The sequence below is a fragment of the Microbacterium sp. TW_SC_2 genome (genome assembly GCF_055361165.1).
Genome location: NZ_CM143952.1, coordinates 586,906 through 602,045 on the forward strand (window position 1 = coordinate 586,906; position 15,140 = coordinate 602,045).

Sequence of the window (15,140 nt, forward strand, 5' to 3'; positions counted from 1 at the left end):
CGGCGAGGCGGGGAGGGCCGACGGATGCACCCGCGGACCCCTCCTCGCCGCGCGAGACGGATGCCGATGCGGCGAAGAACTATACGTGGTCTTCCGCCGATCGATGCCTCCGCGCTTGATGAACCCCTAGGTCAAGGAGCTGTCGGCACCCGGAATGTGCGACATCCTCGAGGACCGCAATAGTGTGGGCCCGCCTGGCTGGGGACAGGGCGGTGAAACGCCTCTGGCATCCGATACGAGTGGACCGGTCGGCACGCGTTCGCGGACAGACCGCGAAGCACCAGTCGTATCGAGTGGAGGTCGGAGGATTCCGGCCCGGCTCCCGGGGAGGCATCAGATGGTCCGTGCTCAGTTCGTCCGACGCGGCGCGGCGCTCACCGTCGCCGTGATCACGGCCAGCCTGCTGGTCGCCGTCGGGGTGCTGACGCCCTCCGTCGAGGACTCCGCCGTCGCGGCGCCGGGAACGCCGGGAACACCATCCGCTCCGGTCGAGGTGTATCTCGAGGATTTCGAGAACGGCACGGGTGTGCAGGAGATCGAGACCTACGTCGGCGAGAGCGGCGCGACCTACGGGGCTGACTCCTACTGGCTGCGCGCCATGCGCTGCAACGGCTTCATCCTCGCCTACGGCGATGCGGCGCAGCCGACCGGGTACTGCAACAACCGCAGCACCAACTGGGTGGCTGTCCGGGCGATGGCCAGTGCTCTCGGGTACCTGAGCTCTCCGCAGACTCCTGCATCGAACCGCGCGGTCTCGAGCAACAGCTCCGGATTCGCGAACAATGATCTGTTCTCGCAGGACGGCACCGTGGTCCCGAACAACCAGCGCGAGTTCGCCACCAACGCCAACCTGAGTCTTCCCGTGTCCAATCGCTTCGTCACCTTCTCGGTGGACGCCGCCGCTCAGGCGTGCAATCTGGCCCAGCCGCTGCTGAGGTTCTACCTCAAGGACGCGAACAACGTCGAGCAGGCCGTGTCGTCATCCGCGATCAACCCGTGCACGTCGCCGCAGGGAACGACGCGCACGATCGACGGGATCACGGTCCGCTCCGGCACCTTCGCCGCGAACGGTTCGATGCTCATGACGGGAACCACGTTCGGGATCGTCATGCGCAACGAGCAGGCGCAGACCAACGGAAACGATCACGCCTTCGACAACATCCGCGTCCTCGACGTGACCCCGCAGCTCGACAAGTCGTTCGCTCCGACGTCCGTTCCCGTGGGCGGGGTGTCGACGCTGACCTTGACGGTGACCAACACGAGCGAGCTCGCCGCGAAGAGCGGATGGGCCTTCACCGACGATCTCCCGGCCGGGCTCGTCGTCGCTCCCACACCGAATCTCGGCGGATCGTGTGTCGCGAACCGCGCGACGTCCGCCGGGTCGGGCACCATCGCGATCACGAACGGCGTCCTCGCCGTGGGGCAGAGATCGTGCACGATCACCGTCGACGTGACCTCCAGCAGCCCCACCCCTTCCCAGCCGTCGCCCGCGAGGTATCAGAACTGCGCGGCGAACATCTCGAACGTCGTCGGCATGAACCTGCCGCAGTGTGCCACCGTCGAGTTCTTCAGCGAGCCGGAGCTCACGATCGAGAAGACCTCGACCGCGACGGCGGACTCGCGGCCGGGCGATGTGGTCGAGTACACCGTCACCGCGACGAACACGGGAAACCAGGACTACACCGCGTCGAATCCCGCCGTCGTCTTCGACGACCTCTCCGGCGTCCTCGACGACGCGACCTTCAACGACGACGCGGAAGCGTCGATCGGGGCGGAGCCGTCGTTCGCCTCGCCGCTGCTCTCCTGGTCCGGCGCCCTCGTCGCGGGCGACTCCGTCTCCCTGACCTACAGCGTCACCCTCGGGTCCGCAGGAGACGGGTCGCTGCGCAACGTCTCGTGGATCCCGGACGACCCCGCCGATCCTGCAGCCCCGGCCTGTGCCGCACCCGTCGATGGCGCCGACCCGGTCTCGGGCGAGCCGTGCGCGACCACCAGCCAGCCGCTCCCGCGACTGTCGGTGGAGAAGTCCGCCGATCAGGCGACCCTGCCTGCTGTCGGTGACCAGGTCGTCTACACGATCGTGGTGACCAACGACGGCCCCGGCGACTACACGTCCACCGCTCCGGCGACGGCCGGTGATGATCTGAGCGACGTCCTCGACGACGCGACGTTCGACGATGGATCGCTCACGGCGACCGTCGGCACGGTCGACCGCAGCGGCAGCACGATCTCCTGGAGCGGACCGCTCGCCGCGGGGGAGACGGCGACGATCAGCTACTCCGTCACCTACACCGCCGACGGCGACACGACGCTGACGAACCGCGCCTGCGTGCCCGACGATCTGGCCGCGCCCGGCGCCGCACCCTGTGCGAGTGTCACCACGCCGGGCGCGGGCCTGCGCCAGGGGAAGACCGCCGATCCGTCATCGAGTCCCCTCGTGGCCGGGTCCACGATCACGTACACGCTCTCCTTCGAGAATGACGGACAGGCGCCCGCAGACCTGGATGCCGTCGACGATCTCACCCACGTCCTCGACGACGCGGAGGTGACCGTCGAGCCGACCTCCGCTGACGGACTCACGATCGTGCGCGACGGTGAGCGGATCGTCATCACCGGCTCCATCCCCGCCGGCGCGCTGTACACCGTCCGCTACACCGTGACCGTGCGGCCTGACGCGGATCGTGGAGACAGCATCGCCTCGAACTTCCTCCTGGCGCCGGGCGAGACGCCACCGGCAGACCCGGAGTGCGATCCCGCCGACCCGGACCTGCCCGACTGCACCCGCAACCCGATCTCCGGGGTGACGTACACGAAGACGGTCGATGCATCCGAATCCCCGGTCACGGCGGGCACCGAGCTCACCTACACGGTCACAGTGGTCAACACCGGCGCCACCGAGGTCGATGTCGACCGCGACGACGACCTCACCGACGTCCTCGACGACGCGACGCTGAACGCGGCGCCCGAATCCGACACCGCGTCGGTGACCGTCGACGGACCCACGGATGACATCCTCGCCCTGCGTGGAACGCTGCCGGCCGGCCAGACGGCCCAGATCCGCTACACGGTCACGGTGAAGCCGGCGGCCGACCGGGGCGACAGTCGCGCGAGCAACTACCTGGTCGCGCCCGGCACGACGCCTGCCGAGACGTGCGATCCGGCGACCGCGCAGTGCACGGCGACCCCGATCCAGGGGTACTCCGTGTCCAAGGCGGCGGATGTCGAGAACGCGGCCCCCGGCGATGTGGTGACGTACACCGTGACGGTGACGAACACCGGCCAGGTCGATCTCACCGACGCCGCGGCTGCGACCTTCGCCGACGACCTCTCGGGGGTTCTCGACGATGCGACGTACAACGGCGATGTGAGCGCCGGCGGAACGGTGAGCGGCGGTCGGCTCACCTGGGCCGGGCCCCTCGCACCCGGAGACTCGGTGGCGATCACGTACTCCGTCACGGTCAACGACCCGCGCACCGGAGACGGAGTCCTCCGCAATGCAGTCGTGCCGACGTCGCCGGGCGGCGTGTGCGACGCCGATGACGGTTGCAGCGTGGAGACGCCGGTGTCCTCGTTCACTGTCGCCAAATCCGCGGATGCCCGGACGGCGCTGCCGGGCGAGGTCATCAGATACACGATCACGGTGACGAACACCGGCCAGGTCGATTACACGGATGCGGAGCCCGCATCGTTCTCCGACGATCTGTCGGGCGTGCTCGATGACGCCGTCTACAACGAGGACGCCTCCGCGGGGGCGATGGTCGGAGGCAGCACTCTGGAGTGGTCGGGAGCTCTCCTCGCCGGGGAATTCGTCGAGATCACCTACTCCGTGACGGTCGGCGATCCGATCACGGGCGATTTCGTGCTTCGCAACGTCGTGACCGCGGACGGCCCCGGTGGCTCCTGCGGGGGCGAGTGCCGGACCGAGACTCCGGTCGGCTCCTTCCGGGTCGTCAAGTCCGCCGACAGCACCGGTGTCACCCCCGGTGACACGATCGTGTACACCGTCACCGTGACGAACACCGGTCAGGTGGCCTACACCGACGCCCTCCCGGCCGTGTTCTCCGACGACATGTCCGAGGTCATCGATGACGCCACCTACAACGGCGATGCCGCCAGCAGCGGTGGGGGGAGAACCACCTACGAGGCTCCTCGCCTGTCGTGGACGGGCCCCCTCGCGATCGGCGAGACCGCCACGATCACCTACTCGGTGACGGTGAACGATCCGGCGACGGGTGACCGGAGCCTCGTGAACCTCGTCGAGACGCCGCCGGGGGCCGGCGGCAACTGTGCACCGGGAGCAACGGATCCCGCCTGCGTCGTCGACGTCCTGTCCGGCTCGTTCACCGTGGAGAAGCAGGCGAGCGCGGCAACGGCGCTGCCCGGCGATGTCGTCGGCTACACGATCACGGTGACGAACACGGGAGAAGTCGCCTACACCGCGGACGAGCCCGCATCGTTCACGGATGACCTCTCTCGCGTGCTGGACGACGCCGCGTACAACGGAGACGTCGGGCTCGGCGGATCGGTCTCCGGCGCGACGCTCACCTGGTCCGGGCCGCTCGATGTCGGCGAGGTCGTGACGGTCAGCTACTCCGTGACGGTCGACGCTTCGGTGACGGGAGACTTCGCGCTGCGGAACCTGGTCATGCCCTCTGCGCCCGGCGGGGAATGCGGAGAGATCGGGTGCGTCACCGACACGCCGATCGGGTCGTACCGCGTGGTGAAGGGCAGTGATGCGGACAGTGCCGTGCTCGGGGGTGTCGTGACGTACTGGATCACGGTCACCAACACCGGCGAGGTCGCGTACCTCGACGGCGACCCGGCATCGTTCTCCGACGACTTGTCCGCGGTGCTGGATGACGCGACCTACAACGGCGATGCCTCGAACGGCGCGACGCTCTCCGGATCGACCCTGACCTGGTCGGGGGCGCTCGACATCGGCGCGTCGATCACGGTCACCTACTCCGTCACGGTGGATCAACCGGCGACCGGTGACCTCGTCCTGCGCAACACGGTGGACCCCGACGGCCGCGGCGGTGTCTGCGCCGACGACGACGATTGCGTCGCCGAGACGCGGGTCGCGACGTACGCGGTGAGCAAGACGGTCTCCAACGACAGGGCGGTGGTCGGCGACCGCCTCACCTACACGATCACGGTCACCAACACAGGCCGGGTGGCGTATACGGATGACGCGCCGGCGTCGTTCACCGACGATCTCACCCCGGCGCTCGCGATCGCGTCCTACAACCAGGACGCGACGAACGGCGCGGTCTACGACCGGCCGACGCTTTCCTGGCAGGGAGCGCTGGACATCGGCGAGACGATCGTGATCACCTACTCCGTCACGCTTCGCGAGGTCGGACAGCTGCGCAACGTGGTGGTCACTCCCGACGAGTCCGGCGCGAGCTGCCCGGACGACGCGCCCGCACCGGAGTGCATCACGTCGACGACCGTGCTGCCCCCGGGGCTCGCGATCACGGGAGGTGCGGTGTGGATCGGTGGCGGTCTCGTCGGCGCGCTGCTCATCGCCTTCGGCCTGTGGTTCGCCGCGCGGCGCCGGCAGGAGAACGCGGTCGATTTCCTCGATCTGTGAGCGCCCTCGCGAGAGTGCTCGATCGCACAGGCATCGCGCGAGAAGGCCCCCACAATCGGGGGAAGTTCGCTCCCTGACGCGGATCTCCGCCGACCGTGCACGAGTGTTGAAGCCACAATCGTTTGATGAAAGAGCGCTTCATCGACTCACGCGCGCGTGGGGAAGCCTCGGCAGACGAATCACCCGCTTCGTCCGCCAGGGAAGGAAAAATGAACAGCAGTGCGCGTGCCGTGGGTGCACATCCGAACGATCAGCGACGGAAGCGCCGGGGTGCGCTTCTCGCGCTGTTCGCGTCATTCGCAGCGATCCTGACCGTGTCCGGTCCCGCGCAGACGGCGCAGGCCATGCCGATCTGCCCGCCGGGAGTCATCTACGCGAACACCGGTGGGGCGGTCGATCAGATCGATCGCTACACCACGACCGGAGAACTCGTATCGAGCATCCCGACGGTGCGCTCGTACACGGACATCGCCTTCTCGTCCGACGGGCTCACTCTGTACGGAATCTTCCCCGGCGCGCCGCCGGTCCTGTACACGATCGACCTGGCGACCGGCGCGGAGACAGCGGCGATCCCGGTGACGGGCCTTCCGACCGCCAACTACTACGTCAACGCGCTGACCGCCCTGGCCGACGGCTCTCTCCTCACCGGCGCGGCCCGGATGGGAGGGGCCACGGCGCAGCAGATCCACCGGATCGACCCTGCCACCGGAGACGCCACGCCGTACCCGGCGTCGTTTCCGGCGGGCTTCGGCTCCTCGGGAGACTTCCTCTCTCTCCCCGACGGTGACATCCTCGCCGTCGGGGACGGACCCACGAGCGACGCGCTCTTCCGTATCGCCCCCGACTTCTCCCTGACGCAGGTCGGCACGATCCCCGAGGTCTTCGGCGCCGCGCAGAGCGGCGGGCGCATCTACCTGGCGGGATCGGGCGGGGACATCCACGAGATCTCGACGGTCCCGACGACCGCGTCGACGGAGCCGGCCGCCATCACGACGATCGCGTCGACGGGGCTGCCCTTCTACGGGGCGACGTCGCAGCAGGACAGCGGCTTGTGTTCCGAGCTCACGATCGCGAAGTCCGCCGATCCGGCGAGTGGGACGGCGGTGGCACTCGGCCAGACGGTCACGTACACGGTGACCCTGTCCAACGCGAACGGCACGGCTCCGGCCGAGGTGGACCACACGGACGACCTCGCCGGCGTCCTCGACGACGCGACGCTCGCGAGCGAGCCGATCGTGTCCGCCGGCACAGACCTCACGATCGACCTGATCACCGGGGGCGGATTCCGCGTGAGCGGCATCATCCCGGCGGGGGAGCAGTCCACCATCACGTACGCGGTGCGCATCGCCGATCCCGCGACCGGCGACCATCAGCTCACGAACCACGTCGTGCCGACGGGAACGACCCCGCCGACCACCTGTGAGCCGGCCTCTTCGGCGTGCACCACGCACCCGATCTCGGACCTCGCCCTGGTGAAGTCCGTCGCGCCGGACGGCGGGCAGACCGCCGGGGTCGGTGACGAGGTGACGTACTCGTTCCTCGTGACGAACACGGGCAGGACCACGCTGACGGACGTCGCGATCGATGAGGGCGCGTTCACCGGCTCGGGTGAGCTGGGGGCGATCACTCCTTCCGCGGTCGCCTCGCTCGCGCCGGGGGCGTCGACGACGTTCACCGCGACGTACACGATGACGCAGGCCGATATCGACCGCGGCACCACGGTGAACACGGCCACCTCGACAGGGGTCCCGCCGACCGGTCCTCCCCTCGTGTCGCCGCCGTCGACGGTCGAGATCCCGTCGATCCCCGCGCCGGGACTGACCGTGGTGAAGTCGGCCGATCGCCCGAGCATCGCCACCGTCGGTGAGGAACTGACGTACTCGTTCCTCGTGACGAACACGGGGAGCACGACCCTGACGGATGTCGTCGTCGAGGAGGGCGCGTTCACCGGCTCGGGGAAGCTCGGTCCGACCACGCCGGCCTCCGTCGAGTCGCTCGCGCCGGGGGCATCGGCCACGTTCACGGCGACGTATGTCGTCACCCGCGCCGATCTGGAGGAGGACCGGCTCGTGAACGCGGCCACGGCGACGGGCGTTCCCCCCTCCGGTACGCCGGTCGAATCGCCACCGTCGACCGTGAGCGTGCCCTCTGTCGCTCCCCCCGCGGTGCCGGTGCCCTCGGGGCTCGCCACCACGGGGTCGGCGCCGATGTGGTTCGCGCTGCTCGCCGCGGCGCTGCTGATCGTCATCGGCGGGGCGCTCTCGGTGAGGTCCGGATCGCGCCTCCCCCGACGATGAAGGGAGGTGCGGGGCCCCTCGCGGCGTCGTCGATGAGCCAGACGATCCCGTCGGCGATCGCGGCGATGGTCGGCGGGGCGCTCAGCGGCTGAGCGTGGCCGCCCGGGCGCGGGCGTTCCGGATGCCCAGCATCACGCCGCCGATGAGCGCCGCGATGAGAGAACCCAGCAGGACGCCGATCTTCACGTGCTCGTCGGCGACCGAACTCGCCCCGTACGCGAGTTCGCCGACCAGCAGCGACACGGTGAAGCCGATGCCGGCGAGGAAGGCCATGCCCGTGAGGTCGGCCCAGGCGAGCGTCTTGTCCAGCCGCAGGCCCGGCAGCCGGGTGAGCAGGAAGGTGGTGGCGAGGATGCCGATGGGCTTGCCGGCCACGAGACCGAGCATGATGCCGATCGTGATCGGGTCGGCCAGGGCGGAGGTGAGCCCCTCGACACCGCCGACCGTCACACCTGCGGCGAAGAAGGCGAAGACGGGGACGGCGAACAGCGTCGCGACGACGCCCCAACGGTCGGCGAAGTGCGGCGCCATGCCGTCGTACAGCGGTGTTCCCTGCGCGTCTTCCCCGGCGCGCACCCGTGCGCGCTCGGTGGGGATGACCGGCACGACGAAGCCGAGCAGGACTCCGGCGACGGTCGCGTGGACACCGGCGGAGTGGATGCAGACCCAGACCGCGACGGCGAGCGGGATCAGGATCCACCAGGCGCGCACGCCCTTCTGCACCAGGAACGCGAAACCGGCCAGCGGCAGCAGCGCGAGGATGAGCCAGGGGAACTGGATCGTCTCGGTGTAGAACGTTGCGATGATCGTGATCGCGATGAGGTCGTCGATGATGGCGAGCGTCAGGAGGAACACCCGGAGAGCCGGGGGGAGGAACTTGCCGACCACAGCGATCACCGCCACGGCGAAGGCGATGTCGGTCGCGGCGGGGATCGCCCATCCGCGCAGCGCATCCGCTCCGTTGTTCAGATTCACCAGGACGAAGATGAGGGCGGGCACCGCCACGCCGCCCGCCGCCGCGGCGATCGGCAGGATGGCCTGCCGCGGGTCGCGCAGCCGCCCGGTGACGAACTCCTCCTTGAGCTCGAGACCCACGACGAAGAAGAAGATCGCGAGCAGCCCGTCGGCCGCCCAGGTGCCGACGCTGAGGTCGAGGTGCAGGGCGGGGATGCCGAACGTGAAATCGCGCACGGATTCGTACCAGGGAGCCGCGGGGCTGTTGGCGAGCAGGAGCGCGAGCACGGTGGCCCCGAGCAGCAGGGCCCCGCCGAGCACATCGCTGCGAGCATTCGAGCGGATACCCCGCCAGAGTTCGTGCGGGGCGATGGGCAGAGAAGGCATCCGACCACCCTATCCGTCGTCATTCCGATTCGCGGATCCGTCTCCGATCCCGCCATGCTGGCCCCATGGCGAACATCGTGGCGTGGTGGGATCGGCGGCAGGTGCTGCTGTATCTCGCGGCGATCCTCGTCGGCGTCCTGGTCGGGATCCTGCTCCCGGGAGCCTCCCGGCTCGAGGTCGGCATCACGCCCGTGCTGGCGGGGCTGCTGTACGCGACGTTCCTCGCCGTGCCGTTTCGCGCGATCGCGGGGGCGGCAAGAGACGGACGGTTCCTCGTCGCCGTGCTCGGGCTGAACTTCGTCGTGGTGCCGCTGGTGGTCTTCGCGCTCAGCCGGTTCGTCGCGGATCAGCAGGCCGTGCTGGTGGGGGTGCTCCTGGTGCTGCTCACGCCCTGCGTCGACTACGTGATCGTGTTCGCCGGTCTCGCGGGCGGTGCGCGCGAGCGGCTTCTGGCGGTGACGCCGGTGCTGATGGTCGCTCAGATCCTGCTCCTGCCCCTCTTCCTGTGGCTCATGGCCGGTCCCGGCGTGCGGGACTCCTTCGAGGTGCGACCGTTCCTGGAGGCGTTCCTGGCGCTCATCGTCGCTCCGCTCGCGCTCGCGGTGATCACGCAGGTCCTGTCACGCCGCGTGCGTGCGGCGCGGGCTGCGGAGTCGCTGATGGCGGCGGGCATGGTGCCGTTGATGATGCTGACCCTCGCGGTCGTCGTCGCCTCGCAGATCGCGGCCGTCGGCCGAGCGGCCGCGGAGGTGCTCATCGCGATCCCCCTCTTCATCGTCTTCGTCGTCGTGCTCGCGCCCATCGGCGTCGCGCTCGGACGGGCGCTGCGGCTCGACGTCGCGGGCACGCGGGCACTCGCGTTCAGCGGCGTGACGAGGAACTCGCTCGTGGTGCTCCCGATCGCCCTCGCGCTGCCACCGGCCTCCGCGCTGACGCCGCTGATCGTGGTCACGCAGACGCTCGTCGAGCTGCTGGCGATGGTGCTGCTCGTCGCCCTGGTCCCACGCGTGGTCAGACCGCGCTGAGCCCGCGGTGGGGTGGGGTCACACCGAACGGAGTGCGTCGGCCGCGGCGTCGAGCGCGCCCGCGGCGACGGTGAAGAACGCCCACTTGCCGCGCTGCTCGCGCGTGACCAGTCCGGCCTCGGTGAGCAGCTTCATGTGGTGGGACACGGTTCCCTGTGAGAGGCCCACGGGCGCGGTGAGGTCGCAGATGCAGGCCTCACCCCCTTCGGCGGCGGCGATGAGCGACAGCAGTCGCACGCGCGTCGGATCGCCGAGAGCCTTGAACACGCGCGCGACGCGCTCGGCGTCGTCCGCCGTGATCACGCCGGTGACGCGCGGGACGCCGCAGGCGGTGGCGGCCTCGATGGTCACGGGAAGGGTCATGGACCCATCATGGCACGTATTGACAATCGTCAATAGATGAATCAGGGTGATCGTATCGAAGTTTCTCGATCCGAGGAGATGTGATGTCCGAGCTTCCTGTCGTCGTCATCGGAGCGGGCCCGCAGGGTCTCGCCGCCGCCGCCCATCTGACCGAGCGGGGCGTCGACACGATCGTGGTCGAGCGCGGCGACGGTCCCGCCGCGGCGGTGGCCGAGTGGGGCCACGTGCGGCTCTTCTCGGGATGGCCGGAACTGACGGACACCGCGGCGCGGCGCCTGCTCGAGCCGACCGGATGGGCGGCCCCGTCCGCCGGGTATCCCACCGGAGCGGAATGGATCAGCGGCTACCTCGCGCCGCTCGCCGCGGCGCTGGGCGAGCGTGTGCGCTTCTCCACCACGGTCACCGGCGTCGCGCGCCGGGGGCGGGACCTCACGGTCGACAGCGGTCGCCGGGGCCAGCCCTTCCTGGTGCACACGCTCGACCGCGACGGGCAGGAAGGACGGATCGCCGCGCGTGCCGTGATCGATGCCAGCGGCACCTGGATGCACCCGAACCCCGCCGGCGCGGACGGGCTCCCCGCCCAGGGGGAGGCGGCGGCGGCCTCCCGGATCTCGTACCGCATCCCCGATGACGTGTCCCCGTGCGGCGGTCGGCACCTCGTGGTCATCGGCGCGGGTCACTCCGCCACGCACGCCGTCCTGCGGCTCAGCGAGATCGCGCGCCGGGTGCCGGGGACCCGTGTGACCTGGCTGCTGCGCCGCGGGACCACCGCGAACGTGTTCGGCGGGGGAGCGGGCGACGAGCTCGCCGAGCGGGCGGCGCTGGGCGGGCGGGCGCGTTCCGTCATCGAATCGGGCGTCGTCGAGGTCGTCACCGGCTTCCGCGTGGCGGAGTTCCGGCAGGAGGAGGCGGGGCTGACGATCGTCGCGGAGAACGGCGCCGAGGTCTCCGGCGTCGCACACGTGTTCGCGCTCACGGGTTTCCGCCCCGACACGAGCATCCTGTCCGAGATCCGCATCGACCTCGACTCCTCGCTCCAGGCGGTCGCCGGGATCGCCGCGCAGATCGATCCGAACATCCACTCCTGCGGCTCGATCGGGGCGACGGGCGCGCGCGAGCTCGTGCAGCCCGAGCAGGACTTCTTCATCGTCGGGGCCAAGAGCTACGGCCGTGCTCCGACGTTCCTGGCGCTGACCGGGTTCGAGCAGGTGCGGAGCGTGACCGCGCATCTCGCCGGCGACGTGGCGGGCTCGCAGCGCAACGAGCTCGAGCTCCCCGACACCGGGGTCTGCGGAGGCGCGGGGGACTTCGACGAGGCGGCCACCGGATGCTGTGCGGCGCCGTCCGTGCTGCAGATCGGGGCGCGACCCGTCACCGTCGGGGGCTGAGCTTGTCTCTTGGATCGAAATCTGTCAATATAGACACATGTCGATTCAAGATGTCGAGCTGGTCATCATCGGTTCCGGTCCCGCGGGATACACCGCAGCCGTGTACGCCGCGCGCGCCGGTCTCGCGCCCGTCGTCCTCGCCGGTTCCGTGACCGCGGGCGGCGCTCTGATGACGACGACCGAGGTCGAGAACTTCCCCGGCTTCGTCGACGGCGTGCAGGGGCCGGAACTGATGGAGTCGATGCGCGCTCAGGCCGAGCGCTTCGGCGCGCGCATCCTGTTGGACGACGCCGTCCGCGTCGACCTCGAGGGCGCGATCAAGACGATCGAGACCGGGGCGGGTGAGACGTTCCGGGCCCGCGCTGTGATCCTCACCATGGGATCCGCCTATCGCAAGCTCGGACTGTCCGACGAGGACCGGCTCACCGGGCGGGGCGTGTCGTGGTGCGCCACCTGCGACGGGTTCTTCTTCCGCGAGCAGGAGATCGTCGTCGTCGGAGGGGGCGACTCCGCGATGGAGGAGGCGCTCTTCCTCACCCGGTTCGCATCGAAGGTCACCGTCGTGCACCGTCGGGACGAGTTCCGCGCCTCGAAGATCATGGCGGAGCGCGTGCTCGCCCACCCGAAGATCGAGGTCGCCTGGAACAGCGAGGTCGCGGGCCTCGTCGGCGCCGAGAAGCTCGAAGCCGTCACACTGCGCGACACCGTGTCCGGGGTCGAGCGGCAGCTCCCCGCCACGGGCGTGTTCGTGGCGATCGGCCACGACCCGCGCTCCGAGATCGTGGCGGGCCTCGTCGACACCGATGCCGAGGGCTACGTGCTCGTCGACCACCCCTCCACCCGTACGAGCGTGCCGGGGGTCTTCGCGGCCGGCGATCTCGTCGACCACACGTATCGGCAGGCCATCACCGCCGCGGGGACCGGATGCGCCGCCGCGCAGGACGCGCAGCACCACCTCGCGGCCCTCGCCGAGGTCGTGTCCGTGTCGGCGTCCGAACCGCTGACCTCGGCCGTGGAGGTCTTCGCGTGAGCACCGCCACCGTGCAGGCCGCCGCCCCGACGGCCCGCCGCCTCTCGACCCTCGACCGCTGGCTGCCCCTCTGGATCGGCCTCGCGATGGTCGGGGGCATCGTCGTCGGGCGCTTCATCCCCGCCGTCTCCGAACTCCTGGCACGGCTCGAGATCGGCGGCATCTCGGTGCCGATCGCTCTGGGTCTGCTGGTGATGATGTACCCGGTGCTCGCGAAGGTCCGGTACGACAGGGTCGCCGCCGTCACCGGCGACAGGAAGCTCCTCTTCTCGTCGCTGGCGCTCAACTGGCTCGTCGGGCCGGCGCTGATGTTCGCCCTCGCCTGGACGTTCCTCCCGGATCTTCCCGAATACCGCACCGGCCTGATCATCGTCGGCCTCGCGCGCTGCATCGCGATGGTCGTCATCTGGAACGATCTCGCCTGCGGCGACCGGGAGGCCGCGGCCGTGCTCGTCGCCATCAACTCGGTCTTCCAGGTCGTCGCCTTCTCGTTGCTGGGCTGGTTCTACCTCACGGTGCTCCCCGGGTGGATCGGCCTCGACTCGCAGGGTCTCGACGTGTCCGTCTGGCAGATCGCCCTCAACGTGCTGATCTTCCTCGGGATCCCCCTCGTCGCGGGTTTCGCCTCCCGGTTCATCGGCGAGCGCGCCCGCGGCCGCGACTGGTACGAGGAGAGCTTCCTCCCCCGAATCGGTCCGTGGGCGCTCTACGGTCTGCTGTTCACGATCGTCCTGCTGTTCGCGCTGCAGGGAGAGCAGGTGACGAGCCGTCCGTGGGACGTCGCGCGCATCGCCGTCCCTCTTCTGGTGTACTTCTTCGTGATGTGGTTCATCGGGCTCTTCACCGGCAAGGCGCTGGGGCTCGGCTACGCGCGATCGTCGACCCTGGCCTTCACCGCGGCGGGGAACAACTTCGAACTCGCGATCGCGGTGGCCATCGGCACCTTCGGCGCGGCATCGGGTCAGGCTCTCGCCGGGGTGGTGGGCCCGCTGATCGAGGTTCCCGTCCTGGTCGGACTCGTCTACGTCTCGCTCTGGGCCGCCCGACGCTGGTTCCACACCGACCCGTACACCGCTGAGAGGATGCCGTGATGAACGCCGCACCGACCACACAGGGTGACACCTGCAATCCCGTCACGACCCACGCCATCGGCGTCGAGGCCGCGTCTTCGGTGGCGTCCACGCTCAAGGCGCTGTCGGATCCGCTGCGGCTCCGGATGCTGTCGGCGATCGCCTCGGATCCGCGCGGCGAGTCGTGCGTCTGCGATCTCGCCGAGCTGGCCGAGGTCTCCCAGCCCACGGTCTCCCATCACCTGAAGGTGCTGAAGGACGTCGATGTGCTGATGGCGGAGCGACGCGGCACCTGGGTCTGGTACCGCATCAACCCGAACCGCCGCGCGGCGGTCACGGCGCTCCTCGACTCCTTCGCCCCGGCGACGGTCGCCGAGCCCTGGAGCGACCAGCCGGAGGAGGGACTCCGTCCGGACTTCGATGCGCGGATCACCCGTCTGGCGGAGGAGCTCGCCGCGGAGGTCTCCTCGCTCGACCCGGATGTCGTGCTCTCGATCGTGCGCGAGTCGTACACGGCGCTCGCCCGCACCGCGCGGGTGACCTCGGCGCTCGTGCCGCTCACGGAGCGCTTCGCGCGTCAGCGCCTCAGCGACCTCACTCGCGACCATGACGCCTCGGTGCCCCAGGTCCTGTTCGTCTGCGTGGCCAATGCCGGCCGCTCGCAGCTCGCTGCCGCACTCGTCAACCACCTCGCCGGCGGTCGGGTGACCGCGCGCTCCGCAGGGTCGAGCCCGGCCGATGTCATCCACCCCCACGTGCGATCGCTGCTCGCGGAGATCGAGGGCGACGCCGCCGCGGAGCGCTTCCCGAAGCCGCTGACCGACGACGCCGTGCGCGCCGCCGACGTCGTCATCACGATGGGCTGCGGCGATGTCTGCCCGATCATCCCCGGTGTGCGCTACGACGACTGGGCGGTCGGCGATCCCGCCCTCGCCTCGCGCGCAGGCGTCGAGGCCATCCGCGACGACATCGCCGCCCGCGTGCGCGTGCTCGTCGACGACCTCCTGCCCTGAGCCCGGGCTTCCCCGACCCG

General features: G+C 69.9%; 9 protein-coding genes. 7 read left to right on the forward strand and 2 right to left on the reverse strand.

Annotation, left to right across the window (positions count from 1 at the left end):
• Positions 1-337 precede the first annotated feature (337 nt).
• Positions 338-5,593, forward strand: coding sequence for a DUF7927 domain-containing protein (locus ACWA14_RS02775; protein ID WP_463795950.1), 5,256 nt, complete (start codon positions 338-340; stop codon positions 5,591-5,593).
• 209 nt (positions 5,594-5,802) lie between these two features.
• Entirely contained in the window at positions 5,803-7,890 is a 2,088-nt protein-coding gene (locus ACWA14_RS02780) for a DUF7507 domain-containing protein (RefSeq protein ID WP_463795951.1), read from the forward strand.
• Between the two features lie 81 nt (positions 7,891-7,971).
• Here the strand turns inward: ACWA14_RS02780 and nhaA are convergent, their stop codons facing one another.
• The gene (gene nhaA / locus ACWA14_RS02785) at positions 7,972-9,231 is read right to left on the reverse strand and encodes a Na+/H+ antiporter NhaA (protein WP_463795952.1); all 1,260 of its coding nucleotides are present in this window, start codon (positions 9,229-9,231) and stop codon (positions 7,972-7,974) included.
• A gap of 65 nt (positions 9,232-9,296) precedes the next feature.
• On the opposite strand from nhaA, the gene ACWA14_RS02790 reads away from it, so the two are divergent.
• Complete coding sequence (locus ACWA14_RS02790) at positions 9,297-10,256, forward strand: arsenic resistance protein (protein ID WP_463795953.1); 960 nt, start codon at positions 9,297-9,299, stop codon at positions 10,254-10,256.
• An 18-nt stretch (positions 10,257-10,274) separates the two neighbouring features.
• Here the strand turns inward: ACWA14_RS02790 and ACWA14_RS02795 are convergent, their stop codons facing one another.
• Positions 10,275-10,619, reverse strand: a complete 345-nt coding sequence (locus tag ACWA14_RS02795) for an ArsR/SmtB family transcription factor (RefSeq protein WP_463795954.1) — start codon at positions 10,617-10,619, stop codon at positions 10,275-10,277.
• An 83-nt stretch (positions 10,620-10,702) separates the two neighbouring features.
• Here ACWA14_RS02795 and ACWA14_RS02800 point away from each other — a divergent pair, with 83 nt between their 5' ends.
• From ACWA14_RS02800 to ACWA14_RS02815, 4 genes are read left to right on the forward strand one after another with little or no spacing between them, the layout of a single operon-like run.
• On the forward strand, positions 10,703-12,007 hold the full coding sequence (locus tag ACWA14_RS02800; RefSeq protein ID WP_463795955.1) for an FAD-dependent oxidoreductase: 1,305 nt from the start codon (positions 10,703-10,705) through the stop codon (positions 12,005-12,007).
• A 37-nt stretch (positions 12,008-12,044) separates the two neighbouring features.
• Positions 12,045-13,037 (forward strand): thioredoxin-disulfide reductase, encoded by a 993-nt coding sequence (gene trxB / locus ACWA14_RS02805; protein WP_463795956.1) that lies wholly within the window; start codon positions 12,045-12,047, stop codon positions 13,035-13,037.
• Entirely contained in the window at positions 13,034-14,128 is a 1,095-nt protein-coding gene (arsB, locus tag ACWA14_RS02810) for an ACR3 family arsenite efflux transporter (RefSeq protein ID WP_463795957.1), read from the forward strand. Before trxB ends, arsB begins: the two co-directional genes overlap by 4 nt.
• The gene (locus tag ACWA14_RS02815) at positions 14,128-15,120 is read left to right on the forward strand and encodes a metalloregulator ArsR/SmtB family transcription factor (RefSeq protein WP_463795958.1); all 993 of its coding nucleotides are present in this window, start codon (positions 14,128-14,130) and stop codon (positions 15,118-15,120) included. Before arsB ends, ACWA14_RS02815 begins: the two co-directional genes overlap by 1 nt.
• The last annotated feature ends 20 nt before the right edge of the window (positions 15,121-15,140 follow it).

What these genes read in the sequence shown, in the direction of transcription:
- ACWA14_RS02775 (WP_463795950.1), top strand. Translation starts at nt 338, where the DNA reads ATGGTCCGTGCTCAGTTCGTCCGACGCGGCGCGGCGCTCACCGTCGCC.
- ACWA14_RS02780 (WP_463795951.1), top strand. Translation starts at nt 5,803, where the DNA reads ATGAACAGCAGTGCGCGTGCCGTGGGTGCACATCCGAACGATCAGCGA.
- nhaA (WP_463795952.1), bottom strand. Translation starts at nt 9,231, where the DNA reads ATGCCTTCTCTGCCCATCGCCCCGCACGAACTCTGGCGGGGTATCCGC.
- ACWA14_RS02790 (WP_463795953.1), top strand. Translation starts at nt 9,297, where the DNA reads ATGGCGAACATCGTGGCGTGGTGGGATCGGCGGCAGGTGCTGCTGTAT.
- ACWA14_RS02795 (WP_463795954.1), bottom strand. Translation starts at nt 10,619, where the DNA reads ATGACCCTTCCCGTGACCATCGAGGCCGCCACCGCCTGCGGCGTCCCG.
- ACWA14_RS02800 (WP_463795955.1), top strand. Translation starts at nt 10,703, where the DNA reads ATGTCCGAGCTTCCTGTCGTCGTCATCGGAGCGGGCCCGCAGGGTCTC.
- trxB (WP_463795956.1), top strand. Translation starts at nt 12,045, where the DNA reads ATGTCGATTCAAGATGTCGAGCTGGTCATCATCGGTTCCGGTCCCGCG.
- ACWA14_RS02815 (WP_463795958.1), top strand. Translation starts at nt 14,128, where the DNA reads ATGAACGCCGCACCGACCACACAGGGTGACACCTGCAATCCCGTCACG.